The organism is Streptomyces sp. NBC_00190, assembly GCF_036203305.1.
In the GTDB taxonomy this organism is placed as follows: Bacteria; Actinomycetota; Actinomycetes; order Streptomycetales; family Streptomycetaceae; genus Streptomyces.
In genome coordinates this window covers 6,868,326-6,894,454 of record NZ_CP108131.1, presented here as the reverse complement: position 1 = coordinate 6,894,454, position 26,129 = coordinate 6,868,326, and the positions used below count along the sequence as shown (strand labels likewise).

General features: G+C 69.1%; 21 protein-coding genes and 2 pseudogenes. 8 read left to right on the top strand and 15 right to left on the bottom strand.

Going from position 1 to position 26,129, the window contains the following annotated elements; all coding sequences use genetic code 11:
- Window positions 1–162 precede the first annotated feature (162 nt).
- Window positions 163–2,862, bottom strand: coding sequence for a penicillin acylase family protein (locus OG429_RS32375; RefSeq protein ID WP_328928800.1), 2,700 nt, complete (start codon window positions 2,860–2,862; stop codon window positions 163–165).
- A gap of 151 nt (window positions 2,863–3,013) precedes the next feature.
- The gene (locus tag OG429_RS32370; RefSeq protein ID WP_328928799.1) at window positions 3,014–4,036 is read right to left on the bottom strand and encodes an AfsR/SARP family transcriptional regulator; all 1,023 of its coding nucleotides are present in this window, start codon (window positions 4,034–4,036) and stop codon (window positions 3,014–3,016) included.
- A 360-nt stretch (window positions 4,037–4,396) separates the two neighbouring features.
- Here OG429_RS32370 and OG429_RS32365 point away from each other — a divergent pair, with 360 nt between their 5' ends.
- The gene (locus tag OG429_RS32365) at window positions 4,397–4,576 is read left to right on the top strand and encodes a hypothetical protein (protein ID WP_328928798.1); all 180 of its coding nucleotides are present in this window, start codon (window positions 4,397–4,399) and stop codon (window positions 4,574–4,576) included.
- Window positions 4,577–4,679: 103 nt separating this feature from the next.
- On the opposite strand, the gene OG429_RS32360 is transcribed toward OG429_RS32365, so the two are convergent.
- The 4 genes from OG429_RS32360 to OG429_RS32345 form a co-directional block, all read right to left on the bottom strand.
- Entirely contained in the window at window positions 4,680–7,694 is a 3,015-nt protein-coding gene (locus OG429_RS32360) for an AfsR/SARP family transcriptional regulator (protein WP_328928797.1), read from the bottom strand.
- Between the two features lie 593 nt (window positions 7,695–8,287).
- Complete coding sequence (locus tag OG429_RS32355; protein WP_328928796.1) at window positions 8,288–9,760, bottom strand: neuraminidase (sialidase); 1,473 nt, start codon at window positions 9,758–9,760, stop codon at window positions 8,288–8,290.
- A 451-nt stretch (window positions 9,761–10,211) separates the two neighbouring features.
- Window positions 10,212–10,418: a hypothetical protein gene (locus OG429_RS32350; protein WP_328928795.1), complete on the bottom strand. Its 207-nt coding sequence runs from the start codon at window positions 10,416–10,418 to the stop codon at window positions 10,212–10,214.
- A 243-nt stretch (window positions 10,419–10,661) separates the two neighbouring features.
- Window positions 10,662–10,937 carry a hypothetical protein gene (locus OG429_RS32345; protein ID WP_328928794.1) on the bottom strand — a complete coding sequence of 92 codons (276 nt, stop codon included), beginning with the start codon at window positions 10,935–10,937 and terminating at the stop codon, window positions 10,662–10,664.
- Window positions 10,938–11,671: 734 nt separating this feature from the next.
- Here OG429_RS32345 and OG429_RS32340 point away from each other — a divergent pair.
- Window positions 11,672–12,202: a molybdopterin-dependent oxidoreductase gene (locus OG429_RS32340; RefSeq protein ID WP_328928793.1), complete on the top strand. Its 531-nt coding sequence runs from the start codon at window positions 11,672–11,674 to the stop codon at window positions 12,200–12,202.
- Between the two features lie 27 nt (window positions 12,203–12,229).
- Window positions 12,230–13,059 (top strand): annotated as a pseudogene (locus OG429_RS32335) (xanthine dehydrogenase family protein molybdopterin-binding subunit); the annotation flags it as partial.
- 43 nt (window positions 13,060–13,102) lie between these two features.
- Here the strand turns inward: OG429_RS32335 and OG429_RS32330 are convergent.
- From OG429_RS32330 to OG429_RS41520, 3 genes and pseudogenes are all read right to left on the bottom strand, one after another.
- Complete coding sequence (locus tag OG429_RS32330) at window positions 13,103–13,522, bottom strand: TOBE domain-containing protein (RefSeq protein WP_328928792.1); 420 nt, start codon at window positions 13,520–13,522, stop codon at window positions 13,103–13,105.
- 288 nt (window positions 13,523–13,810) lie between these two features.
- Entirely contained in the window at window positions 13,811–14,704 is an 894-nt protein-coding gene (locus OG429_RS32325; protein ID WP_328928791.1) for an Ig-like domain-containing protein, read from the bottom strand.
- Between the two features lie 4 nt (window positions 14,705–14,708).
- A pseudogene (locus OG429_RS41520) lies at window positions 14,709–15,275 on the bottom strand (glycine-rich protein); the annotation flags it as partial.
- Here OG429_RS41520 and OG429_RS32320 point away from each other — a divergent pair.
- A complete protein-coding gene (locus tag OG429_RS32320; RefSeq protein ID WP_328928790.1) occupies window positions 15,211–15,420 on the top strand; it encodes a hypothetical protein in 210 nt (69 codons plus the stop codon). The pseudogene OG429_RS41520 and the gene OG429_RS32320 overlap by 65 nt on opposite strands.
- Before the next feature lie 120 nt (window positions 15,421–15,540).
- Here the strand turns inward: OG429_RS32320 and OG429_RS32315 are convergent, their stop codons facing one another.
- A complete protein-coding gene (locus OG429_RS32315; protein WP_328928789.1) occupies window positions 15,541–16,629 on the bottom strand; it encodes a hypothetical protein in 1,089 nt (362 codons plus the stop codon).
- A gap of 962 nt (window positions 16,630–17,591) precedes the next feature.
- Here OG429_RS32315 and OG429_RS32310 point away from each other — a divergent pair.
- Entirely contained in the window at window positions 17,592–18,533 is a 942-nt protein-coding gene (locus tag OG429_RS32310; protein WP_328928788.1) for a restriction endonuclease, read from the top strand.
- A gap of 405 nt (window positions 18,534–18,938) precedes the next feature.
- Window positions 18,939–20,000: a hypothetical protein gene (locus tag OG429_RS32305; RefSeq protein ID WP_328928787.1), complete on the top strand. Its 1,062-nt coding sequence runs from the start codon at window positions 18,939–18,941 to the stop codon at window positions 19,998–20,000.
- Between the two features lie 31 nt (window positions 20,001–20,031).
- On the opposite strand, the gene OG429_RS41515 is transcribed toward OG429_RS32305, so the two are convergent.
- A protein-coding gene (locus OG429_RS41515) for an IS630 family transposase (protein ID WP_443051288.1) occupies window positions 20,032–21,095 on the bottom strand; the annotation gives its coding sequence in 2 pieces (ribosomal slippage) (window positions 20,032–20,648 and window positions 20,648–21,095; 1,065 coding nt in all).
- A 271-nt stretch (window positions 21,096–21,366) separates the two neighbouring features.
- Between OG429_RS41515 and OG429_RS32290 the strand changes: the two genes are divergently transcribed.
- Window positions 21,367–21,654 (top strand): hypothetical protein, encoded by a 288-nt coding sequence (locus tag OG429_RS32290; protein WP_328928784.1) that lies wholly within the window; start codon window positions 21,367–21,369, stop codon window positions 21,652–21,654.
- Window positions 21,655–22,249: 595 nt separating this feature from the next.
- Complete coding sequence (locus OG429_RS32285) at window positions 22,250–22,888, top strand: hypothetical protein (RefSeq protein WP_328928783.1); 639 nt, start codon at window positions 22,250–22,252, stop codon at window positions 22,886–22,888.
- Between the two features lie 1,182 nt (window positions 22,889–24,070).
- Here the strand turns inward: OG429_RS32285 and OG429_RS32280 are convergent.
- The 4 genes from OG429_RS32280 to OG429_RS32265 all read right to left on the bottom strand — a co-directional run bounded on the left by OG429_RS32280 (window position 24,071) and on the right by OG429_RS32265 (window position 26,112).
- On the bottom strand, window positions 24,071–24,307 hold the full coding sequence (locus OG429_RS32280) for a DUF7848 domain-containing protein (RefSeq protein WP_328928782.1): 237 nt from the start codon (window positions 24,305–24,307) through the stop codon (window positions 24,071–24,073).
- A gap of 232 nt (window positions 24,308–24,539) precedes the next feature.
- Window positions 24,540–24,746, bottom strand: coding sequence for a hypothetical protein (locus OG429_RS32275; RefSeq protein WP_328928781.1), 207 nt, complete (start codon window positions 24,744–24,746; stop codon window positions 24,540–24,542).
- A 62-nt stretch (window positions 24,747–24,808) separates the two neighbouring features.
- On the bottom strand, window positions 24,809–25,657 hold the full coding sequence (locus OG429_RS32270; protein WP_328928780.1) for a helix-turn-helix domain-containing protein: 849 nt from the start codon (window positions 25,655–25,657) through the stop codon (window positions 24,809–24,811).
- A gap of 8 nt (window positions 25,658–25,665) precedes the next feature.
- The gene (locus OG429_RS32265) at window positions 25,666–26,112 is read right to left on the bottom strand and encodes a DUF6879 family protein (RefSeq protein WP_328928779.1); all 447 of its coding nucleotides are present in this window, start codon (window positions 26,110–26,112) and stop codon (window positions 25,666–25,668) included.
- Window positions 26,113–26,129: the final 17 nt, after the last annotated feature.

Below are 26,129 nucleotides of genomic sequence, written 5' to 3'. Positions count from 1 at the left end.
CGGTTGCCCTCCACTGACAGCCGGTCGGTGCCGCTCTGTCTGCCGTCTGGCCGGGCACCGAAGCCCTGCTGCCGATCCGCTGACGCGCGACGGGCCGTCGGCGGTGACACCGCCGACGGCCCGCGTGTGCCGGACTGAAGCCCGACTGAAGACCTACTGAATTCAGGGAGTGAGGCGCAGGCGGTCGCGCGCCGCCGCGTCCACCGCTGCCGCTCCGTACGGCCAGGGCAGACTGCCGCCCTTGGCCCAGAGCCCGGTCTGGTCGGTGTAGGTGTCCGCGCCGGCGTGGCCCGACGCGCCGGTCAGGTTGATCCAGCGGGAGCGCTCGAAGTCCGCCAGGTCCACCACCATCCGCATGGAGGGCACCCAGATCACCTCGAAGCCCTTCTGCGGGTCCCAGCCGTTGGCCAGCACCGAATCGGTACCGCCGCCGACCCCGACCGGCTCGGCGTTCAGCAGCCACTGCAGCGGGGCCGGGCCGCCGGTGCCCAGGGTCGGGTTCTCCAGCGTCAGGGTGTGCAGGGCGCCCCATCGCCACTTGCGCGGCTCGTCGCCGAGCCGCTTGCGCAGGTCGGTGGCGGCCCGCTCCATCGCCTGGCGCAGCATCGCGTCGCGGCCGCGCACGGAGGGGTCGGCGGCGCTGGTCCACCACGTGCTGTCCGGCTTGTCGAGCAGGCCGCGCACCACGTCGAACCAGCGACCGCCGCCGTCCGGGTAGGCGTAGCCCTTGACTCCGGCCTGGCTCAGCCGGTCGGTGAACGCGCTCTGCAGCAGTTCGCGCCAGACCGTGTTGAAGTAGGCGGCCGGGGCCGAGTCGGCGCCCTGGGTGAAGTCCCAGTCACGCAGCAGGTCCTGTGCCGGTCCGGCGTCGGGGCCGACCCCGACCTGGAGCAGCCGGGGCACCAGGGTGGCGGCGTTGCCGTTCCAGCTGTCCTGGGTGATCCGCTCCATCGCCGCGACGTCCAGCTTTCCGCCCTGCTCGATGAGCTGGGCGATCCGCTGGCTGCGGTAGCCGGTGCCCCAGCTGCTGCCGATCAGGTGCGGGTAGCCGGGGCCGACCACCGCGTTGTTGGCGGTGACGATGTAGCCCTCCGGAGGGTTGAAGCTCGTGGGCAGCTGGTCGAAGGGCAGGTAGCCGGTCCAGTCGTAGGCCCCGGTCCAGCCCGGTACGGGGTGGCGGCTGTCACCCGCCTTGCGGACGGGTATGCGGCCCGGCGTCTGGTAGCCGATGTTCCCGGCGGTGTCCGCGTAGATCATGTTCTGCACCGGCGAGGCGAAGACCTCGGCGGCCGCGCGGAACTCGTTCCAGTTCGCGGCCCGGTCCAGGGCGAAGAGGGCGTCCATGGTGGGGGCAGGGTCGAGCGCGGTCCACTGCATCGCCACCGCGTAGTCCTCCTGCGCGCCGCGCGGCGGGACGTCGGGCTCCTTGCCCTCGTCGGCCACCTCGTCCGCGGACTTGAGCACGTCGGAGATCAGCGGGCCGTGCAGGGTCGAGCGGACGGTCAGATCCACCGGAGGGGCACCGGCCACCTTGATCTGCTCCTGGCGGACGGTCATCGGCCGCTGCTTGCCCTGGTGCTCGTAAGTGGAACCGCTGACCTTCTCCACGAACAGGTCGGAGTCGGCGGCGCCCAGGTCGGTGAAGCCCCAGGAGATGTCGGCGTTGTGGCCGATCACCACGCCCGGCATCCCCGCGAAGGTGAAGCCGCTGACGTCGTAAGGGCAGTCGGGGCCGATCCGGGTGCAGTGCAGACCGACCTGGTACCAGATGCCCGGCAGCGAGGGGGTCAGGTGCGGGTCGTTCTCCAGCAGCGGCTTTCCGGTGGTGGTGCGGCTGCCCGCCACCACCCAGGAGTTGGAGCCGATGCCGATGCCCTGCGGGCCGAGGACGGCGGCCAGCACGCCCCGCACCGCCGCGCTGTCGGCCAGCGCGGCGGAGGCCGCGGCGGGGACGACGGGCGCCGCTCCGGCGGCGGGCGCCGCCGGGACCGGGGCCGCCGCTGCGGTCACGGGTGCGGGTGCGGTCGCGGGTGCGCGGTCGGGGACGATCGGCGACCAGCGTTGGAAGTCGTAGCCGGGGAAGAGGTCGTCAGCCGTACCCGCGGGCAGCCGCGCCGCGAGCATCGCCTGCTGGAACTGGTCGATCATGCCGGTGTTGAGGTTCCAGGCCATGGTCTTCAGCCAGGACACCGAATCGGCCGGGGTCCATGGCTCGGGCCGGTAGTCGCCGGAGACGAAGCCGAGCACCGGATACTCCACCGACAGCTCGGCGCCCTGGTTCCGGGCGAGGTAGGCGTTCACTCCGTCGGAGAAGGCCTGCAAGTACGCCCGGGTCTCCGCCGACAGCATGGTCACCTCCTGCTCGGCCACCCGGTACCAGCCGAAAGTGCGCGCCACCTTGTCGGTCTGCACCTGGCTCGGACCGAACATCTCGGCGAGCCGACCCGAGGTGACGTGCCGCTGGGTGTCCATCTGCCAGAACCGGTCCTGGGCCTGGGCGTAGCCCTCGGCCATGAACAGGTCGTGCGCGTTGTCGGCGTAGATCTGCGGGATGCCGGAAGCGTCCCGGACGATCCGGGCCTCGCCCCGCAGACCGGGCACGCCGGTGCTGCCGGACAGCTGCGGCAGCGAGCGCTGGACCGTCCAGTACGCGTACCCGGCCAGGCTGCCGGCTGCCAGCAGCACCAGGGCGGTGAGGGCGACCGCGGTGCGCGTGAGGATCCGCCGCAGGCGTCGGCGCCGGGTGCGGGGCGCGGGGGCGGGGGCGGGCGTGCCGGGGTCGGCCGGGGTCACCGCGGCGGCCTCCGGTCCGGGGACCGGGCGGGGATCGTCCGGCGGGGCCGTGTCGGTCTGGACTGTCATGGGGTGGCGCTTTCTTGTCTCGACGGGATTCCGGCCATGGCGAACGCCGCCGTGCACGGGCCCGAAGGCTCGGCGCACGGCGGTGGGGCGACGGACGGACGGGGAAGGAGGACGCTGCGTTCAGCGGTCCGGTGGGTACGTCGGAGGGGCCTCAGCGGGCCAGGCGGGCCGCACCGTCGGCCCAGGGGCCGCGGGTGGCGGTGCGGGGCGCGGGTGCGGTGAGCGGGGCCGAGTCGACCAAAGTCAGGTGGGGGCGGCCGGGTTCCGGTGTCGCGCCGTACGACGCGGCCGGTACGCCGCCGAGCCCGTCGTGGACCGGCGCGGTGCCGACCGCCTCGGCCGGTGCGAAGCGGGCGAACGGGTCGGGGCGTCCCCCGAGGATCGCCTCCTCTATCCCCCGCAGCTCCGGGCCGGGCAGCAGGCCCAGGTTCTCCATCAGGGTGTGCCGGGCCCGCTGGTAGGCGGCCAGCGCGTCGGCCTGCCGGCTGCCCCGGTAGAGCGCGACCATGAGCAGCGCCCAGAGCCGCTCGCGGTACGGGTGTTCGGCGGTGAGGACGAGCAGGTGCGGCACCAGGCGGGCGTGGCCGCCGAGTTCGAGCGAGAGCTCGGCGTGCTCCTCGACGACCGCCAGCCGCAGCTCCGCGAGCCGGGTGCGTTCGACGTCGAGCAGCGGGCCGCTCACGCCGGTGAGCGCGGGGCCGGGCCAGGAGGCCAGGGCCGCGGCCAGGGTCCGTTCGGCGACGTCGGGTTGCCCGGCCGCCCGCAGCGCCCGGGCGTCGGCCACCGACTGCTCGAACCGGCCGAGGTCGCACTGCTGGGGCTCGATGGAGAGCCGGTAGGAGGCTCCGACCCGGGTGAGCACGCCTCCGGCGGTGCGCGGTGCCCGGTCGGGCTCGAACAGCTTGCGCAGCTTGGAGACGTACGCCTGCACCAGATTGGCGCCGTCCAGCACGGCGGTGTCGCCCCAGATCCCGTCGATCAGGTGGTCGCGGCCGACGGGCGAACCGGCGCGCAGCAGCAGGACGGCGAGCAGGGCGCGCTGGCGGGGCGCGCCGAGCTGGAGCTCGACGCCGCTGCGCCAGCCCCGGACCTCGCCCAGCAGTTCGAAACTGAGGTCGGCCGAGTGCGCGGCAGAGGAGGGGTGCGCGGTCGAAGGAGACGGAAGGGCAGTCATGGCAACCTCCGCTGGCCCGGGTCCATCGTGTGGCGGTTCGGGGGCAGCTGTGGGAGTACGGTCCGTGGTCGGGGCCGGCCGGGGCCGGGGCGGTGCGGTGCGCGGTCCGGACGGACCGGGTGGTGGGTCCGGCGGGCGGCACCGGCTCAGTGGCCGACCACCGCACGGTCGGAATGCTGCACGGGGCGCATATACGGAGGATCCTCAGGTGCGCCGGCATCGGGCGGGGAGCCGGTTATCCCGCATATATCCGTCGTAGAGCGGACTGGACCAGTCTTGCTGTCGAGCAGCCGAAAGATTCACGGTCTCACCGGCTCTCTCCCGTACACAGGCATCGATCCACGAAGCGGACGGCACCCCATGAAGCGATCCATCAAGTCCCTGGTCCTGCGCAAGGCCGCGATCCTCGTCGCCGTCGGCTGCGCCGCCTCGCTGTTCTCCGTGGCCGTCTCCCACCAGGACGCTCCGGCGCCGGAGCACACCGTGACCGTCCTCGCCGGTGGCCCGATCGACCCGACCGAGTGGAACAGCCAGGGCTGAACCACAGCCCGCCACGGGCCCCGGGCGCGGTCATCGACCAGGCCGCCCGGTGCCTCCCGTCACCGGGCCTCTCAGCCTCTCAGCGGTTCAACCGTTCAGCCGTTCAGCCGTTCGCGCCCACGGGCCCGCCGAGCGACCGCTCCAGGTCCTCGGCCTGGTCCGCGTCGGGCAGCCCGAGGAGGGTGAACATGTCGCGGGCCTGGCGGGCACGGGCCAGCGCCGCCGTGCCGTCGCCGGTCTCGGCCAGGGCGCGGGCCAGGGCGAGCAGACAGTGCCCGCGCTCCCGCTGGGAGCCCAGTTCCTCGCTCAGGGCCAGGGCCCGCTCGGCCTCCGCCAGCGCCTCGTCGTACCTGCCCAGGTCCCGCAGGCTGTCGGAGAGCCGGAACCTCGCCTGGGACTCCCGTCCACGCAGCCGGGCCGAGGCGCAGACCTCCAGGCAGGCGGTGTAGCTGACGACGGCGTCCGCGTGCCGCCCCAGCTCGTGCAGCGCCATGCCGTGGACGTACCAGGCGTACGACGTCACGTGCGGGTCCTGCTCGGTGCGCAGCCGGTCCAGGGCGGCCTCGCACACCACCACCGCGTCGGCGGGGCGGCCGCTGCGCAGCCGGGCCTGGGCGGCGTTCAGTTCGGTGGTGAGCTCCCCCGAGCGGTGTCCCAGTCGCCGGGCCAGTTCCACCGCGCGGTCGTAGAAGTCCACCGCGTCCGTGAAGCGCCGCTGCCACTGCGCGATCAGGCCCCGGTCGTTGAGGATCTGCCGCAGGATGACGTCGTCCCCGGCCCGCCCGCAGGCCTCGGTCGCCAGCCGGGCGTGCAGCTCGGCCTCGGCCAGCCGGGTGTGCTGGAGGGCGGCGTTGCCGCACACGAACCGCGCCCGCGCCTCGGCCTGGTCGTCGCCGCGCGCCGCTGCGGCGTCGGCCACCTTGCGGGCGGCCGTGGCCAGTTGCAGGTACTGGATGTCCTGTCCGAAAGGGCTGAGGGCGACCAGCAGGTCGCTGGCGTTGCGCAGGGTCCGGGTGGGGCCGCCCGGGGAGCTCTGGGCGGCCAGGGCCGCCGCGTTGGCGGCGCAGTCGAATTCCTCGGTCACCCAGGCGCGCGCCTCGGCGAGCGTGGCGAAGCGCGGCCCGGACTCGGGCCTGCCGCCGAGGATCGCGCCGACCGGGTCGCCCGGCACCATCGTCTGGAAGGCCGAACACGATCCGTCCAGCAGGAAGTCGAGGAGCCGCCCCAGTGCCGCGGCCCCTTCGTCGCCGTCCGCCCCCTCGGATCCCGGCTGATCGGACACCACGAGCTGGAGCGCGAAGGAGCGCACCAGGTCGTGGTAGCGGTAGTGGCCGGGCAGCGGTGCCTCCAGCATGGCCGCGTCGACCAGCGCCTCCAGCAGCTCCTCGGCGTCGTACTCGTCCAGGCCCAGCGCGGCCGCCGCGGCGGCCGTTCCGATGCCCTGCCGGGTCAACGGCGCGAGCAGCCGGAACGCCCGCGCCTGGGGACGGGTCAGCTGGCGGTAGCCGAGTTCGAAAACGGCCGACACGGCCAGGTCTCCGGCGCGCAGCTCGCCGATGCGCAGCCGTTCGTCGGCGAGGCGGCCGGTCATGGTCGCCACCCGCCACCGGGGCCGGGCCGCGAGCCGCGCCGCCACGATGCGCACGGCGAGCGGGAGGTGGCCGCACAGGGCGACCAGTTCGGCAGCGGCTTCCGGTTCCTCGCCGATGCGGCCCGCTCCGACGATCGCCCGCAGCAGGGCGATCGCCTCGGCGGTGTCGAAGACGTCCAGGTCGCTCTGGATGGTGGTGGAGAGCCCGGCGAGCAGGGCCCGGCTGGTGACGATCACTCCGCAGTCGGCGGAGCCCGGCAGCAGCGGCCTGATCTGAGCGGGGTCGCGGGCGTTGTCGAGCACGACCAGGATGCGGCGTCCGTCGAGGGTCGTACGGAAAAGCAGGGCCCGGTCCTCGGTCGAGGCGGGGATGCTCTGGCCGGGGATGCCGAGCGCGGTGAGGAAGCTGCCCAGGACGGCTCCCGGGTCGGCGGGCTCCAGGCCGTTGCCGCGCAGGTCCGCGTAGAGCTGGCCGCCGAGGAAGTCCTGCTTGGCCTGGTGGGCGACCTGGAGGGCGAGGGTGCTCTTACCGATGCCGCCCATGCCGGTGACGGACACCACCGCGAGGGAGGGGCGGGCGGGGTCGGTGAGGGCCTGGTAGAGGTCCTGGACCTGCTCCTCTCGGCCGGTGAAGTCGGCGATGTCGGCAGGCAGCTGGGCGGGCCGGGTGGGCGCGGGTGCTTCCTTGGGCGCCTCGGCGGGCGGTTCCGGTTCGGGGGCGGAGAGGTCGGCCGACTGGTCCCGTACCTCGGCCAGATGGCCCATCAGGAGCGGGTCGTTCGCGAGGATCCGCTCGTGGAGCGAGTTGAGTTCGGGCCCGGGGTCGATGCCCAGTTCCTCGGCCAGGACCCGGCGGGCCCGGCCGAACACCGCGAGCGCGTCGGCCTGCCGTCCCATCGCGTACAGCGCCCGCATCAGGAAGCCGTACGGCCGCTCCTGGAGCGGTTGCTCGTGCGTGAAGCCGATGAGGTCAGGGATGACGAGCGCGTGCCGCCCCTGCCGGAGGTCGTGCTCGAAGCGCTCCTCGACCAGCGCGAGCCGCAGCGCGGTGAATCGCGAGCGCTGCTGCTCGGCGAACGGTCCCGGCACGCCCGCCAGGGGCTCGCCGCTCCACAGGCCGAGGGCCTCGGCGAGCAGCCTGCCGCACTCCTCCTCGCGCCCGGCCGCCCGGGCCCGCGCGGCTTGGGCCGCCAGTTCCTCGGCGTACAGCGCGTCCACCGAGCGGGGCGGCACCAGCAGTTGGTAGCCGTCGCGCAGGGATACGAGGACCTTGGGCGCGGTGCGGTCCTCCTCCACGATCTGGCGCAGCCGCCAGGCATAGGTGCGCAGGCTCGACAGGGCGGAGTCCGGTGCTTCCTCGCCCCAGATCGAGGCGAGCAGCTCGTGTGCGGGGGCGGCCCGGCCGGCCCGCATGAGCAGCGCCGCCAGCAGCGCCTGCTGCTGCGGCGACCCGGTGGTCAGAACACCTCCGTCCCGGACGACCCGTACGGCTCCGAGCACGGTGAACCGGATGCCGTCGTCCCCCATAAGCCCCGTTTTCCTTCCCCACTGGTCTTGCGATCGCGGTGGGGCACCCCCCGGCAACTCCACCGTTTACAGCCTGCTTATCACACCATAGTGGGACGAAAGCATCATCGAAGAGCCTGCCCGCGTCACCACCAGATGAACCTCTGGGTGTCCCCGACACCGGGCGGCCGCTGGTCCGGCGGCTAGCCCGGGTACCCCGGAACCGACCCGCGCACATCACCGCGCCCCGGCCCCACAGCGACCCCGAAGACGGCCTCACGGCCGTATCGGTTGCGTCCGGTACGACCTCTGACCTGAACACGGCACGATACGGCAGAAACCGGATGGCATCCGCCGGGCCGGAGCCCGCCGCCGCACAACTGGCTGGCGGACGCCCGACCGGTCCTCCACATCTGGCCGATAGACGCCGCCTCGCACTGGTACGGAACGGGCAGCGTGTTCACGTTCTCGTTGGGACGTCGGTGGGCGCGGTCTGGTACGTGTTGACGACGGGCACGCCGGCCGGCACGCCGCTGAAGGCGAGCGCCCTGTTGAGCTGGTTCATGCCGTAGGTGACGCGGCCCTGGACAGGGGGGCGACGGCCTCCGGATCGGTCACCGGGTGCGGAGGCTGCCGGTGTACACGTCCGTGCGGTTCTGTGGTGCGCCGGAGTGGGTCTCGGTGAGCACCGCCCGCACTCCCTTGCCGTCTGCCACCAGCCCTTGGTAGTCGCCGAGGAAGTAGCCCCCGGCGAACGGCGCCTGCAGCCAGTCGAAGACCCGCGAGATCCGTCGTTCGGTCCGGAGCTCCGGGTCTCCGTGCGGCAGAGTGGCCAACTGGTAGGCGGTGGGCAGGGTGGTGGTGTCGCCCGGCTTGAGGAAGCGCAGGTCGTAGTAGGTGAGCGCGACCGTGCCCCGCTCGTCGACCGCGATCGACGGTGAGAAGGCCGGCACGCCTTCCGGGCTGATCAGCTCGGGGGTCCCCCAGGTGCGTCCGCCGTCGGTGGAACGCACGAGCTGGACGGAGTTGAACCTGCCGCCGGAGAAGTCCGAGCCCTCGTAGGCCATGTACAGCGTGCCTGTCCTGGGGTCGACGGCCGGGCTGGGCAGGGTGGACGCGGCGCGCAGCAGTGTGGTGGGGTCGTTCGGGTCGACCTCCGGTACGGAGGTGTCCTTGGCCACGGTGACCGGGGCGCTCCAGGTCTCTCCGGCGTCGGTGGAGGTGACCATCGCGTAGTGGGCTTCGACGACGGTGCTCAGGTCGTCGGCGTAGGTGATCCGGTCGAAGAAGTCGTACAGGGTGCCGGTGTGCCGGTCGACGACGATCAGATGGCCGATGGTCTGGGTGTTGGGCACGGTGCTGGTGTCGACGAACGGCCGGGCCTCGCTCCACGTGCGGCCGCCGTCGCGGGTCAGGGAGATGTAGCCGGGACCGTCGAGGGAGCCGGGGCCGGGTGGGTCGTTGTCGAGGCGGTTCCAGACCTGGTAGGCGGTGCCGTTGCGGATCGGGTCGGCGGTGAGTGACGGCTTGTCGTTGAAGAACGGCTGCTCGTCGACGTGCGTGGTGGTGAGGTTCCGCCAGGTGCGGCCGCCGTCGCGGGACGTGGCGGCCAGGAGGGCGCTGCGCGTGCTCTTGGTGAAGTCGACGCCCTCGCCGCTCGCGTAGACGGTGCCGTCCGGTCCGGTGCTCACCCAGGGGTCGGTGGCCCGTTCGAAGTCCGCGCCGCCCGGGGCGCAGAGGCTGAACGGCAGCGTGCTGCGGTGGTAGGTACGGCCGTCCGTGGTCCAGCCGGCCACCAGGCCACGGGCGCCGCCGTCGTTCCAGCGGTCCTGCTGGAACACGGTGACCACGCGCTTGGGGTCGCGCGGATCGACGGACAGGTACGGCTCGACCTCGGTGCCCGGGTAGACGATGCTGTCGGGGGACCTCGCGCCGATGGTGCAGTCCGCGTACGGGTCGCCCTGGGACACCTTGGTCAGTGGTGTGCCGTCGGGGTTCCGGTCTGCTGCGGCGGGAGTCGCGCCGGTGACCGTGACGAGCAGGAGCGCGGCGGTGGCGACGGCGGTCAGGGGCAGGAAGACGCGCATGCGGGATCTCCTCCGGGCCTGACGGCCGGGGTACGGGACCGCCGTCATCAGGACGGCCTGGGGCGCGGAGGAGTACCGGAACGCGGGGGTGGGGCGACTCCGCTTGATCCTTTTCGGCGTTGTGGCCGGTGCCCTTGATGGGCCGAACGGCGGAGTCTTCCCCGGGGTCGTCGAGGAGCACGGCGGAGCCGACCGGCGGTGTACCGTGCCGGTCGGCTCCTTGGTCGTGCTGTTACGGCGCCGTCTCGTAGGCGCCGTAGGTCAAGTCGTCATATCAAGTCGTCATATCAAGTCGCCATAAAGTGACGCCCCACAGCCCACACCGCGGGTGCCTCTGTGTCGAGACGGGCGTGGGCGAGCCACCCGACGGTGGACCGGGGGCCCTCACCCCATACGCACCGCACCGGGTGCACCGGCCGGACAACTGGTTGCCCGGCCGCGCGCCGACTGGTCAAGTGATCGGCTGCGTGGTCCCGTCAGGCAGCGTGCAGGAGTAGCCGGCGTAGGGGCGTGATGTGATCTGTCCGCCGGCGGCCGTGCACTCGTCTCTGCTGATGTTCGGAGACGAGGCGGCCCCGGCGCTGACAGCGCCGACGGCGCTCATGCCGGCGAGGGTTGCCGCGGCCAGGGCGAGACCCAGGATTCTTCGCATGCGCATGACTTCCTCCTCCTCTCGGGCGCCTTCGTTCGGCCTTCGGGAAGGACAAGTCTCAGGACGACGGCGCCCTCCCCCTCAGCATGGGCGCTCCGCATGAGGCCCGCGAGACGAGGCCGGGCGCCGCGCCCGGGCAGTGACTGCCCGGCCCTGGAGAGGCGTGACGCCACCGCGCTCGACCGGCCGCATCGGTACGCCGCGTGCGCGTCGGTGAGCAGCGGGCGGCCGGCTGCCGCGCGCGGTCCTCTAACGCGGTTCGGCGGCCGCCGCTCGGCAGGCGCCGTTCGCGGCGCCGCCCGCCACTCCGGCCTCGGTCAGCCCGGCCACACAACTCTGCAAGTCTCCGACCACGCCACGGCTGCAGGCCGCTGTGACGGAGTCGGAGGCGGTGGCACCGGCCTGTGCGGCCATCTGTGTGCAGGCGGGGATGTCCGCCCGGACGGCGGGGGCGGCGAGGACCGCGCCGCCGAGGGTGAGGGTCAGGCCGGTGAGGACACCGGCGATACGGGTCGACGTGTGCATGGGTCGCACCTGCCTTCCGGGTTGGTCGCGCGGTCCTGGTCCCGGCGGGCCGGATCCACGGACCTCCACTCGCGGGCCCCTCACTCCAGCCTCGCATCCTCTCCCCCGCACGTCCTGTGCAGCCGGGGCGGGTCCCGCCCCACACCAAGGCCTGCCCCCCCTGCTGTCGTCGAAGGCCGAGAAGGCGCCTCCGGGTGGACCAGGAGGCGAGCGCGTCCCAGGACGCCCCCCAGTCGCGGGCTTTGGCATCGACGGTGGCCTCGTCCTTGTAGGCGAGGTCGGCGGCCTGGACCATCCAGTACGCGAGCTGGGGGGTGTGCTTCTTGGCGGTGTGGTCGATCGTCGACGGTACGGACACGGCGTTCTCCCGGCCATGGTGAGTAGTGCGTGAGACCGTCCGCGGAGCGGCCCGCGGACTGATGTCGCCCGGCTCTGTCGCCCGGCTCTGTCGCGCGCCGAAAGGCCGGCCCCGCCGCGCAACCAGGCGCTAGCCGGGAAGCGGTGCGGTTCCCGGCTCTCGCAGCCCCGACCAGATCCCCGGGTGCGACGGTCGGACGTTCCGCCGCCGGAGCCCCTCTCCGACACAGGACCTCGCGACGCTCCTGCTCCACGATCCTGGCCCTACTGCTCTCATATGCGAGATCTTCATCGGATTTTCTTCGGAAATGAGATTCCGCTTAGCGTCGCGTGGGCATGAAGGGGGAGGCACCCGCCCACCCGCACTGGAGGCAGCCATGCACGGGACCGACACCTCGCCGCTCACCGGCGTGCCCGCGATCTCGTCACCGGCCGCTCCGGCGCTCCTCATCACCGGCGAAGTCCGGCGGCCCATCGCTCTCACCGTCGAGCACTTGCGGACCCGATGGCCGCAGCATCAGGCGCAGGTGGTGTTCGACTGCGCGACCGCCGGACCTCAGCGCCACAGCTTCGAAGGCCCGCTGCTTCGCGAGGTCATCTCCGCGGCCGAGCCCGCGTTCGACCCTCGCCGCCGCAAGGACCGCTCACGCTTCCTGCTCACCGCCGAAGGCGGCGACGGCCACCACAGCGTGCTCGCCTGGGCGGAGGTCGACGAGGACTTCGGCGACGCCCCCATCCTGCTGGCCACCCGCATGGACGGGCGGGACCTCGACGCCGAGGGCAGTCAGCTCGTCGTGCCGACGGACCGCTGCGGAGCGCGCTACGTCAGCGCCCTCACCCGCCTCCACATCGACGCCCGCCCGGCCCCGGCCGAGCCGCGCCTCCTCGACCTCCGGCACGTTCACTGACCGGGCCGTGCGGCCCACCGGGCACCCGTAGGCACATGGACCGCCGAGTTCGGCAACGGCACCGTCCACCAGCAGATCACGGCCGGCGCCCTGAACACGACGGAGGACCGCATCCGCATCCGGCAGTCGGACACGGACGTCGTCCGCCACGACACGGGCGCCTTCGGCTCGGCCGGCACGGTCGTCGCGGGCAAGGCCGTTCTCCTCGCGGCCACGTCCCTGGCCGAGCGGCTGAAGACCCTCGCCGCCCGCCACACCGGCGTCGCCCGGCACCTGTGCGTGCTCGGCGCCGAGGCCTTCGACTGCGCGGGCCGCGCAGTCCCCCTGAAGGAGCTGTACGAGGCGGCGCACGCCAGGGGCACCGCGGAGGAACTGGCGGCCGACGGCCACTGGGGCGGCTCCCCGCGCTCGGTCGCCTTCAACGCCCAGTGGTTCCGGGTCGCCGTCGACCCCGGCACGGGCGAGATCCGCATCCTGCGCAGCGTGCACGCCGCCGACGCGGGCAAGGTCATGAGCCCCATGCAGTGCCGGGGCCAGGCCGAGGGCGGCGTGGCCAGGCACTCGGGGCCACGCTCTTCGAGAACGTACGGGTCGACGGGCGCGGCGAGGTCACGACCGCCGCCTTCCGGCGGTACCGGCTCCCGCAGCACGCCGATGTCCCCCGTACGGAGGTCCACTTCATGGAGACCTCCGACGCCATCGAGCCGCTCGGCGCCAAGTCGATGAGCGAGAGCCCTTTCAAGCCGGTCGCCCCGGCCTTCGCCAACGCGTGCGGTGCCACCGGAATCCGCTTCACCGAGCTGCCGGTGACCCGCGACCGGGTGTGGCTCGCCCTCGATCGCGGCAGCGCTGTGTGAGCACGGGCCGCTCGTCGTCGTACGAACGGCCCGTGGAGGTTGATCAGGCGCCGGCGAGCGAGATCTCGGTGGACTTGATCAGCGCGACCACGGCACTCCCGGCGGCCAGACCGAGCGCGTCGACGGCGTCCTTGGTGATGGCGGAGGTCAGCTCACCGCCCTCGACGGTGACCTTGACGGAGCCCATGGCGCCGCCGGTCGCGACCTCCGTGACGGTGCCCGCGATCTGGTTGCGGATCGAGATGTTCTCCACCGGGGCGGTGGCGAGCGCGACTTCGGTGGCCTTCACGAGCGCCTTCACCTCGGAGCCCTCGGCGAGGCCGAGGTCCTTGACGGCGTCGGCGGTGATCGCGGCGGTGATGTCCTGACCGCCTGCCAGACGTACCCGCACCGTGGCCATCGCTTCACCGGTGGCGACAGCCGTAACCGTGCCGGGGATCTGGTTGCGGATGCTCAGGCTCATGGAAAACGCCTCACAAAAGAATCGTTCCGAACCGCAGACCCTGCTGCGGCCTGGGCTTTCTCCGACACTAAGGCACGCTGTCCGCGCCCTTGCGCAGGCGCATCGCATGCGCCAACCGAGTAGGCCCTTGCGGGTTGCGGATCCGAACCGCGAGGCGTTTGGATGATCCACCGCCTCGGGCCGCCCACTCGGGCATGGAGCGGAGCGGAAGTACCGAACCGGCCGGCGTGGTCCGGGGATCCACGTCCCCGGACCACGCCGGTGGTCACCGCGGCCTGCCCGTCGGGATCAACGGCACTGGCCGAAGCGGGGACCCTGCACGATGACGCCCGGCAGCTCCGGGGCCGGCCTGTTGCCCTCGCACCTCAAGGGTCCGGTGATGGTCGTGCCGGACAGGGTGGTCCCGCCGGCGTTGGACTCGAGGGTGACCGGACCGGTGACCGAACCGCCTTCGCACAGAATGACCGGGCCGACGGTCTCGCGCACGGTCACGGCGCCGTCGATGCGCACACCGCAGAGCGACAGCGCGAGGGCCCCCTCGGCGGAGAACCTCCCGTTGAACGACGCGCCCGAAGCGGCCAGGGCGCCACCGGGCTCGATCCGTACCGGACCGGACTGCCGGGCTCCCGCACCGAGACAGAGGGACTCTCCCGCGACCACCGTCAGCGGACCCTCTTGAGATCCGGTCAGGCAGGGACGGCTGAACCCGACGGTGACCGCTACCGGTTCGGGGCTGCTGCTGGGGGTGTACAGCGCGGCGCCCTCGTACCGGGCGGTGATCGAGTGGCTGCCCGGGCGCAGGACGGGGGTGTGGAAGACCGCCCGTCCGTCCGTCAGCGTCAGGGTTCCGAGCGGCTCGTCACCGTCGAGGAAGGCGACGCTGCCGGCCGGGGCACCACCAGCGGGCGAGGTGACCTCCGCGGTGAGGGTTGCGGAGTGCCCGTACAGCAGGTCGGTGCCGTCTGTGGTGAGGGTGAGGGTGGTGTCGTACCGCCAGGAGATGGCCGCCCGGCCGTTGCCCCGGTTGTCGCCGGAGGTCAGGCTCGCCGCGGTGGCGGTGGGCGCGGCGTAGCCGCTGCCGCCGCCTCCCCCGGCTCCGGGGAGGTTGTCGGGGTTGCCCGCCGCCGGACCCTCCGCCGCCGCCGAACCAGCCGCCGCCACCACCCCCGCCGCCGTTGCCACCGCGCCCGCCGTTGCCGCCGGGGCCGCCGCTGCCCGGGTTGGGCAGGCCGGTGTTGGGGTCGGTGTCGCCGCCCGCGATGCCGGGGCCGCCGAGCTGGGAGTTGGGGCTGCCGGTGCCGTGGGCGGTCTGGCTCGCGCCGCCGCCGGCGATTCCGGAACCCTGGGGGCCGGCGGCCTGGCCACCGGGCCCGCCGGTCAGGCCGCCGCCGTCGCCTCCGCGCAGCTGCGGCCCGCCGTTGCCGGCGCCGCCGCCCCCGCCGGCGACCAGGATTCGGTCGGCCGGGCCGAACGCGCCGGTCCGCAGGTCGGAGGCCCCGCCGCCGGAGCCGCCGCCGCCGTGCGCGCCGCCGCCGCCCGCTCCGTGGCCGTAGCCACCGGGCCGGGCGTACTCGCCGTGCCGGGAGCTGCCGGGTATCCCGGCGGCGCCGACGGTGAACTGGAGGACCTGGCCCGGGGTGACGGCCAGGGTGGCGCGGGTGTGGCCCCCGAGACCGCCGGGGGCCCCGGTGTTGGACGGGTTGGGGGCGACGTATCCGGCGGCGCTGCCGCCCTCGGCCCCGAACAGGTCCACGGTCACGGAGCTGACTCCGGCCGGGACGGTGAAGGTGTCGGTGCCGGGCGCGGTCCAGGCGCATCCGGCTCCGCTGTCGGTGGTGGCCGTACCTGTCGTCCCGCAGACGGGTTCGGCCGCGGCGGCCGTCGCGACGGGTGGGTAGAGCGCGGCGGCGACGAGAACGGTGGCGCCGGCCAGCACAAGGGCAGGGGTCCGCACGGGGCGGGATGTGTTCATCTGTCAGTTCTTCTGCCGTGTTGGGGGAAGGGAGGGCCGAACCGGATCAGACGCCGTCGTCGGCGCACAGCGCCCACGCGTCCGTGTAGGTGCTCGGGGAGCTGCCGCCGCCGGTGTGGGCGTCGGCGGTCCAGTACGCGGCCGTGGTGGTTCCGTCGCCGACGGGGCTGCCGCCGGAGGTGCTCGGGTAGCTCCCGTTGAGGTGGTCGCCGACGGAGCCCGGGCCCGTGAAGTTGGTGGTGGTGAGGCTGCCGCCGCTGATTGCGGCGCCTCCGCTGACCAGCTTGCCGTCGCCCTGACCGCATCCGACGGTGGCCGTCTGCCCGGCGGTGGCGGCGGTGGGACCACTCACGGAGGTGTGCCGGACGGTGACCGTGGCTCCGCTGACGTTGATGTTGTTCCCGCTGCAGATGGCGTAGGCGTAGGTGGTGTTGTTGCTGTTGCCGCCTCCGCCGTTCCAGCCGACCGCGCTCCAGGAGTCGGCGTTCGTCTCACCGTTGGCCGCGGCCTTCTGCCCGAAGCCGTGGGCGGAGTCGTTGAAGGTGGGGAAGCTCGCGATGGGCTTGAGGCTGCCGACGCTCGCGGGGGTGATGCGGGCGCCGCCGCCGATCAGGCGGGTGTTCGCCGGGCAGGTCGCGGTGACGAGGCCGACGGTGCCGCTGGTCGTGGGACCGGCGAGCTTGTTCATCACCACCTGGGTGTGGTTGACGAGGCTGCTGCTGAAGCACATGGCGTACGGGGTGCTGGAGAACGAGGCGTTGACCGCTCCGCCGCTGCCGCCGATGCCGAGCCAGTGGGTGACGTCGGTGCCGACGACCCCGGTGGAGCCGAGGTACTCGGTGCTGCCGTCGGGGCTGGGCACGGTGCCGTTGATCTTGTTGCCGTTGGAGGAGCTGCCGGTGCCGATGGCCTGGCTGATGCCGCCGCCGGATATCAGGCCGCTGGAGCATGCGGCATCGGTGGTGATCTCGGCGAAGGTGGCGGCGGGGCCGGCGGTGACTCCGGGGGTGCGGACCGTGACGCCGACGGAATTGGCGTACGCGGCGAACGGGACGGTCACGGCGAGGGCGGCTCCGGCCATGAGGACGAGAGCCCGGCCCAGGGGGCGACGGCGGTGGTGGAAGGCACGGTTCATGGGATCCATCTCCTCGGATCTCCGCAGGGTGCAGCCCGATGCGGCGGGCGGCAGCTGCGTACCGTAGCAGCAGAATCCATCGGCATCTACTAGGTGATTGCGCTCTGAGACCTGGAATCTGCGATGCTTACGGAAGCTCATCCTTCCGCCGTACATGCTCGAGACCAAGATCCGGACGCGTGCGGACCAACACCGGTCAGCCGACCTCGATACACGGCTTTCGACGAGTCAGGGATCTGCTGGCGCCTGTACCGCCGGAAACGGCCGCCGCCGGAGCGACGGATCTGGACGGCGGCGGAAGCCGCCCGCTTCCTCACCTACCGCCACCACGCCGAAGACCCGATCGAGCCGCGGCTGGGTCGCCATCCCGCCCCGGGTCGCCATCGCGCACGGACAATGCCGCGAGCCCGCGGCGATCCTGACGAACCGTTCGCCGGGCCCGTCTGCCGAGAAGGCCAGCCACGGGACGGGCCGTACGGCGCGGCTGCGACCACCATGGCTCCGGACGCACGGAAGGCCGTCCTCTCATCAATGAGAGAACGGCCTCCGACCTGCTAAAAGCATGGTCGGGACGACAGGATTTGAACCTGCGACCCCTTGATCTCCCAGTGGCTGACGCGCAGTCTTTCTCGTCCGTACAGTCCACACAGTCCGGCAAACGTCCAGGTCAGCGCACTGTCTCCCGGGGGCACGAGCCGGAGTGCGTGACAAATCGGTGACACGCCAGGGCTCGGTTCAGGTGTGCCCCACGAGGGCGCCTGAGCCTCCAGGAAGTCCGCGTGATCGCGGATCGGCTCCTTGATCGTCCGGCGCGTTGCGTCTTCCTCGTTGATCTATAGGGCCCTCCAGGGGGCGTCGTGGACCGACGCATCGAATCTGCTCGTAGGGGCAGATCATCAGCCTGCGCCGCGCTACCGTTACTGCCTGGTGACCTTGAGTGGTGGCCCGCAGGAGGGGGACGGATGCACAACGATGCTCGCAAGAAGACGGTTAACCCCAGCGCGTACCTGGCTCTCGTCGAGGCCCTGACGCTGATCTTCTGGAACAAGAAGCCGTTTGAGCTGTACCTCCGAGGGATGCTGCAAGACCACAGCGAGCTGTTGGCACGACTGGACTTCGGGGCCACCAAACGTGAAGTGTCCGGCCAGGTGGTCAACCTCCTGCGAGCCAACGAAGCTCGCTACCTCGATCTGACCATCGCGCTGATGCTCGACATCACCGCCATGGATACCTTCCCGAACCTGATGAACCAGGTCGACGGCGACGACATGGTGGCCAAGGCCGCTGCGGCTGTGACGGAGTTGCGTCGCTGGACGGCCAAACAACAAGAGGTCATCCAAGAGCACGAAGCGCATGCCGCTGCCATCACTGAGAGCGCCAAGAAGGCTCAGGACGGACGGGCGTTCGCCCAGTCTCACGAGGAGCTGAAGCAGCGATTCCTCTTGATGCACTCAGCCGGCGACCCACACAAGCGGGGAACCGCCTTCGAGGGCTTCATCAACGAGCTGTTTGCGTTGTACGACCTGGAGCCGCGGGCGTCCTACAGCCTCGATCATGAACAGATCGATGGCGCCTTCTCCTTCAACACGGACCACTACGTGCTCGAAGCCAAGTGGTGGAAGGAGGCCATCGGCCGTAGAGAGCTCGACGTGTTCAAGGCCAACATCGAGCGTAAGGGCAAGAACACGCTTGGGCTCTACGTCAGCATGAGCGGATACAGCACCGATGCCCTGGCCGTCTACAGCTACAGCACGCCCTTCATCACGATGGACGGCAGCGACTTCATGGCCGTCCTCGACCAGCGCATCAGGCTGGACGACCTCCTGGACCGCAAGAAGGGTCATGCCAGTCAGACGGGACACTGTTACTTGCCGGTGTCCAAGATCTTCTCCGGTTCCGAGTGAGCGTAGGCCCCGGATCGCCTCACGAGAGCCACTCGGGGCAGTGCGGCCCCGGCCGTACTGCGTCCCTCGTCGAGGCCGACGCACCGGGGCCTATCCCTCATGACTTCCAAGGAAGGACAAGGAGCGGGTTTTCAGTCGGACTATCCGATGCCAGAAGCGCGTCTTCGTCTCTTCCCCTGAAGAGCGGAAGCACTGGCATTAGCAGAGTTCTCCAGCTCTCGACATACCTCCGAATCTTCCCCCGCGACCTCCAACGGCGAGGTCGCCGTGCGGGTCAATGAGGGTGACGGGCTGTTGCCGAGCACATGCATGTGGACGCGGGCCTCGTTCAGCGGCAGATAGAGGGTCCTGGCCCATCTCGTCCAGGCCGGGCAGCTCGATACTCCCCAGCAGCGATCCCGGCTGATGTATCTGGACGTACCGGCCGCCGCCGTTGAGGGTCGGTACCTTCCGTTTAACTTTCTCGCCCAGCCGTACGACGATCACGCGATGGCCGAACACGCGGCCGAAGCAGCCCGGAGGGCATGGCCCGAGCTGGCCCACGGCGCACCCACCTTTGAGAACATCCTCAAGCACTCAGTCGTGGCGCTACGCGAGGCAGGGCTTCCCCTCACCCGGCTCTCGGACCTGTTGACGGATAAGTCCCTGCGCGACGAGTTGCTAACCCACGTCCACGATCCGCAGGTGATCCGCTTCTTCAAACTCCGCATGGACCAGTGGGGACGGGACGCACCGCGGATGAAGGAGTCAACGCTCAACCGGGCCGACCTTCTGACCCTCTCCCCCATCCTTCGCTACGCCCTGGGCAATGAGCGAAACGTCCTGGCCTTCCGGCGGCTGATCGACTCGGGTACATCCTTGATCGTCAACCTTGCCGTTGCCTCCCCCGATGCCCGTCGGCTTTTTGGCTGTCTGCTCACGGTGGGCATGGAGACCGCGGCCTTAAGCCGGGCCAACATCCGGGCCGCAGGATCCGGCCGGGCACCTCACTTTCTGATACTGGACGAGTTCTCCCAGTTCATGGCCCAGAGCGAGGAGAGCCTCACCCGCATGCTCTCGGAGACCCGCAAGTACAACCTGTTCTGCGTCATGGCACATCAGAACTGGAGCCAGGCATCCGACCGGCTCAAGGGAGCCCTTCAGAACGTCGGCCTGGAGGTCGTGCTCAAGGCGGGCCGCCCGGACGCTGAACACTCCGCCCGACTCTTCGGCACCGTCGACCCGGACGCCATCAAGCACGTCGTCACCGACGAGGCCGCCGAGGACCGCACCCACCCGGCCTACTACCCCTTGGCCGAACAGTGGGAGCGGCAGGTCCAATCCATCCAGCAGCTACGCGTCGGCGAGGCATTCGTCAGACTCCCGGACGACCGCGTCCAGAAGGTCAGAACCCCTCGCCTCCCCGCTCTCACCGAGCTGCCTCACGCCCTGGACGAGGTGGAGGACTACTACCTCCATCGCTACTGAACTTGAATGCGTGATGTCGGTCTGATCGTGGTCAGGTGTCCATGGTCAGGCCGGTTCCGGCGAGGCATCCATCGACGAGGTGCGGGCGGTACTGGACCTGTTTGAGGCTTCGCTTCACGGCTCTGGCCAACTGGTCGAGGTTAGCGGCGGCGAGGTTGCCGATGGTCCGTTTGACCAGCGACCATATGCCCTCCTGGGGGTTGAGGTCGGGTGCGTAGGAGGGGAGCTGGAAGACCGTCAGCCAGTCCTCGTTCGCTTCGATGAACGCTCGCATCTGCGGCATCAGGTGAGCGCGCAAGTTGTCCCAGACGAGGACGACCGGAGCGTCGAGCTGGATATGCGCGCGGACGATCAGGTCCCGGTAGTCCCGCCAGGTGAAGCCCTTGGGATCGCCCTTGCGGCCCCGGTAGACGTGGAAGCTGTAGAACATCCGGGACCGCTCGCCCAGCTTGAAGCAGGTCATCCCGGCCATCGAGACCCGGCCGGAGCCTCGCCCGCGGACACGGACCACCGGCGTCTGGCCTGCGCGGCCCCAGGTCCTGGCGCGCGGCGGTCTCAGCGACTGCCCGGCCTCGTCCTCGAAGACGATCCAGGCCCCGCGAGCCGCCGCGGCGCTTTTACCCGCGGCCAGACCTCCTTCTTCCACAGTTCGACGGCCTCATCGTCACGCTCGATCGCCCGGCGGGCCGGCTGCTGCCACGACCAGCCGTGACGCTTGAGCAGCCGCCACGTTCCCTCCACCGTGTAGGTGACGTGGAACAGCCTGCCGATCAGCGTCTTCACCCGGGCCAGCGTCCACCGCTGATCCTGCCAGCCGTGAACCAGCGGACCCCGCTCCAACTCCCGTTCAAGTCTGGCAATTTGCATGCCGCTCAGCCTCGGTCTACCTGGCGATCCCTTCGAGCGGACCCCGGCCTGGCCGCCCTCCCGCCACTGCCGGCGCCAGCGTTCCACCGAACGCTCACTCACCCGCAGCGCGGTCGCGATCTGACTGTTCTTCTCCCCGCCCTCGAAGCGTTCCACGGCCTGCAATCGGATCCGCTCCCGCGCGGCCCTCTCGGCGTCGGTCAACCCGCCGCCCTGCGCGTACCTCACAGCATCAGGGCTACAGGAACGGTACGGACCCTGTCAGGCGAACAGCCCCGACATCACCCAATCAAGTTCAGTACTTCGAGCCGCCCACTGTCGAGGCCACACTCGCACCCACTGCCCGGGCCGAGTCACCCACACCGGTCATCCAGCGGCGCAGGCCTCCCAGAAGCCCTGTCAGGACGACGCTCTACCGCTTCCCCTCGGAGCCGAGAAAGTGAAATGAGCACCATTTTTGCCCGTTGATCAAATTCTAGCAATTTGCTATAAATAGGACATGTCCACCGATGAGCAAATATTAAATCAACTGCAAGCGCTCCAGGAGGGGCAGGAGCGGATCGAGGCGCAGATCGAGGGCCTCGCGACCCGTGTCGGTGGTATTGAAACGAAGGTTGACGATCTCCAAAAGGGTCAGCGACTACTTGCCACGAAACTCGATGTTCTCGCTCAGACATCCGAAGAACAACACAAGGGCATCTTCGATACATTGCTGGGGATGAATGACATCGCACACGAGCGCATCACCCGCGTTGAGAAGCACCTCAACCTCCCTCCCCTGGACTAGCACCCCCCTGACCAACTTTCCCTTTTCCTTCCTTAATTGGCGGCTATTCCGGCACGGCCGGCGGGTCAAGGGTCCGTAGGACCGACGTAGTCGGCTTGCCCCTGAGGCGGTGGACGGGCCGGGACATCATGCGCCAGAAGGAAGAAAAGGAGCACCTTTTCAACCTCCTTTGTTCCTGGGCAGTTGGTGTCCAGGCTGTGTCTACGACCGGAGCTCGGCTCCTTGGTCCGCCCTGTTTGCTGGTCGCCGCCGTGGCTCGGTACGCGATGGTATCGGCCGACAAGTCTTGCTTGTATTGGCTCACTTATGGTGCGGGCGGGATGGGCGGTGTAGCGATCATTGCCGATCAGGCGCAAACTGGAAGTAGCTCAGCTCGGGGATGCTCCCAGTAGAGGCAGGGTGCGTTATGACTCCTTGTCGTCCAAGGCTTGTTGCCCCAGCGGTCGGTGTGACTACCTTGCTGGCTCTCTTGGTTGTGCCCACTCCGGCACGAGCGGCCGTTGCGTGTACCCCGACGTATCCGGTGGCACCCGCCACCGGATACGTCGACTTCTATACCCAATACAGTCAGGAGCCCACGCTTCCAACCTGTTCGGTGATCACCAACACCTCGAAGTGGGTCCTGCTGTTTAATAGCAGCGATGACGGGGCCATCGATCCGGTCATTACGGCCAACAGCGACCAGGCGCCCGCGCCATACAGTCAATGGGCCGTCGAGTACGCCCGGCAGGCGGCACAGGATATCGCGGCAGCGCGAGGGACAGTCGTACTGCCGGGAGAGAGCGTTATTCTAAACCATTCCTTGACGAACTGGTTTACTGTTGCCGTTGCTGACGTGCCGATCGACGCCACCAGTCGGCTTGCGGACAGGCTGACTGCCCTCGCCGTAGACAGGGCGATCACCACTGGGGCGCCGTGGTTTCGACGAGCCGAGAATCGAGTAAACCTTGGTACCAATATTGCGAACTGCTCCGAGAAGATGAGTCAGCTATGGGAGCAGGTCACCGACACTGCACTCGTCGAGGCGCTTAAGACTACCGCAAAGGAGACTATCGGCCCTTGCAAGACCGTCTATGACACAATCAAGGATTTCGACACTGCACGTACGGAACCTCGCACTTCTCCCGAGTGGCGGCAGGGCCTCAGTCGGGCCGAGGATTTCGGTCGATCCTTCTTCACAGGTCTCCGAGAGGTAGTTGAAAACCTCCATATCGGTCGACTTCATTTGCCCTGACTAAAATTGTTCGATATATGGCTTTGTGGAGAGGGGTGCGTTGCCCGACTTCTGCACGACGGCCCACACTCGCCGACTGTGAGGCGCCGCAATTGGCGAGAAATGGCTGAATAGCCTAGCTAGAACCTACTCTATCAGGTCATGTCGCAGAAGAAATGATTGGCGGCGGGGTTTTGAGGCTGGACCACTTGGGACAAATCTACGTTTAGCCCGTAGTAATTTCGGTTAGCTTCAGAGCCTCTATGGTTTCACTCTTGGTAGCCGGCGTGGTTTCAACCCGAGGATCTTGCCCCATAGCAAAAGGGAGACCCCGAAGGAGCCTCCCTGTGGTGTTTGCGGGGCAGTGGGATTTGACGCCATTGGCTTCGTATTTGCAGCTACATGAAGTCTCTGGTGAGCCTTCTTACGAGGACTCACACCCACTCAGTCTCCTCGCTTCCTGCCTCAGCTCCAATTCTGCATGTCAAAGGAGCCTGGCAGCTTCGCTATTAGCGGCATGACTCTTATACGGCTCTATGCCACCCCGCGTTGGGATTCTAGTCGTCGGGGATGTTCAGGTCGGAGATATGAACATCCTCAACTTCCCGAGAGTCCTCCAATTCTATTTCATTCCAGCTAATTTGTCCACTATCCGCCTTGTAGGCTGTGTAGTGGGTGTATCCGGAGTTCCTCCAGTTTTCGTGCGCCGCGATTGCATCAGCGCCGAAGTCTCCCGGGTCGGGAGCGCCATCGGGCGGGCCATAGTGTCCGCTGCTACCACCTGGAATCATGGGCATTGGGGTCGCTCTCTTCCTAGATGAGGCTCCGCCTTGTGCGATTCCTCTCCTCTCCAGGGTCAACAAGAACGTCCTCAGATGTCCAGCCCTTCTCGGATCTATCTTTTATTTAGGACTCATGCAAGACTGTCATGGTCGTTTTTGATGTTGAATTGGTAATTATCTCTTCAAGTCCCCTTGGTAGTACGTGACTTGTTTTGGACTGGCCCTGAGGTTTTACCCACCTCCCCCGCGTCGGGGCCCTCAAGCGGGAAGACCTGATCGGACACTAAAGGGCAGCTGTAATGCTGCCCGATCCGCTGGCGAGCGTAAGGTCTCCCCGCTCCCAACACGATGAAGGCCACCGGCCAAACCCTCAGGGCAGACAGCTGGTTGCCCGAGGACCCGCAGCCTGGGAGCCCGGGTTTCAGTTCGTCAGCGTCATGCGCCAGAAGCGGGTGACCGTCTCGCGGTAGCCCTGATGGGAAGGGTTCCGGCCGACGTGGTGGAACGCCCAGTCCCGAGCGGTCTCAAAATTCTCATCGGCGCTTGAGGCGGCAAGGCACGTCGTGCACTGGAGCTCATGCACCACCACCGGGGCTTCCGAGGCAGTCTCGGGATGCATCGTCCACTCAGCGAACCGCATGACGCTGCGTGGAGTCATCGCATACTCCTTCCCTGAGCATTGACCATGGTTACCTTCGCGCGCAGCTCATCCAGAACCTCAGCCGACCGCAGGTCACCCGGCGGCAGGTCCCACTCGGTACCTCCGCCGGGCGGACGGAGCTGGATGTACGGCCCGACGTTTCCCATGACAGTGCCGACTCGGTCAGTCCGTGTGTCCACCAGGAGCGAGCCGACCTCTGGAGGTGCCGGCGGTTTCTGCCTGCCCGTCATCACACGGTTCCGCGGCGCACGATCTCGGCGAGCTTCACCGCGACGTCCGCACGGACGCGTCCGAGTTCCACCAGGTTGAGGTACGGGCTCGCATAGTCGCTGTCCAGCGAGGGCAGCACGATCCCAGCACCGGCCAGGGCCTCTTGCAGTTGCACCACTGCTTCGCCAGCAGCGGTGGGCTTCAGGTTTGCCTGCTTGGTCGCCATGCCTGGCACGGTAGGAACACACCGCACCATGCTTCAACGAGTGTGCGCGAACTTGCGCGGGATCACTCGTCCAGGGCGTTGATCGCCGTGGTAACCAGTGAGCGAGCCTTGGCCCCGTACACGGCCAGGCCGGCGAGCATGGTGAAGGTCTGCGCGTAGAGGTTGATCTCGTGCGGCTGTGTGACGGTCAGGTACGCCGAGACCAGCTCGACGTTCACCTGTGCGTCGTCGAAGATCCAAAAGTCTTCGACCGGAGGGATGGCAGATCTGTCGGCGACATCAGGAATGATGCCCAAGCTGATGCTGGGAAGTGATGCGACGCTGATCAGGTGCCCGAGTTGGCCGGCCATGACCTCGCCGTCCCCAATCATCTTGCGAAGCGTGGATTCCTCCACCAGGAGCGCGAACTGGTGGTTTCCCTCGTAGAGCACTCGCTGACGGGCAACGCGTACCTGGACTGCTTCTTCAACGTCCTCAGCGAGGCCCCGCCGCTTGGCAGTTGCCTTCAGAAGGGAGCGGGTGTACGCGGCCGTTTGCAACGGTCCGGGGATGAGCCACGACGAGTACGCCCGAAACTTACGCGTGCGCTCAAAGAGCGGGACGACCGACTCTTGCACCCGCTTGAGCCCGGCCCGCTCTAGACGTCGCCACTCGACGTACATTCCCTCGATGCCCCGGATTGTGGCGATCAGATCCTCGGTTTGGTTCACGGCACCGCAGTGCAGTGTCCACGCCCGGATGTCGGCGTCGGAGGGTGGCGTACGTCCGTGCTCGATCCGTGAGCACTTGGACTCATGCCAACCGGCCCTATGGGCCAGCTCTCGCGCGGTGATCCCGGCATCTTTGCGGATCTCACGGAGACGCTGGCCCAGGGCCTGCTTCGCTTGCTGAACGCTGGATGAGGAGGACACAGGACCGCTCAGGCTAGTTGGTACTCCTCGTGCGGTACTGCTCGCTCCCAGACGGCTTCGAAGGCCGAACCGCACAGGGCGATGACCCGCGGATCAGTCACCGTCTCATGCCCGATGGACTCGCCGCTCCCCGCGAAGTGGTTGAGCTGGACGATCTTCCCGTCGAACATCCAGAAGTCATTGCCCGGCAAGGCCAAGTCGGTTGCCTGACGCCGAGGGAGCCACCGCACCTGCTCGCCAGCCGCGACGTTGAGGTCCGTGGTGATCTCGTGCTCGAACCGTACGTACTCACTCACCGGCTCGGAGATGATCCGGGCACGTCGGACCTCGACCCCCCTACTCCGAACACGCTCGACCCACTCGAACCACTGCGGCCAACGCGCATGAGGATCGATCTTCTTCCCGGCCTTCCAGTCGATGAAGGCCGGGTCGTCCAGCATGTACCCGTCTCGCATCTCCAGATGGACAGCAC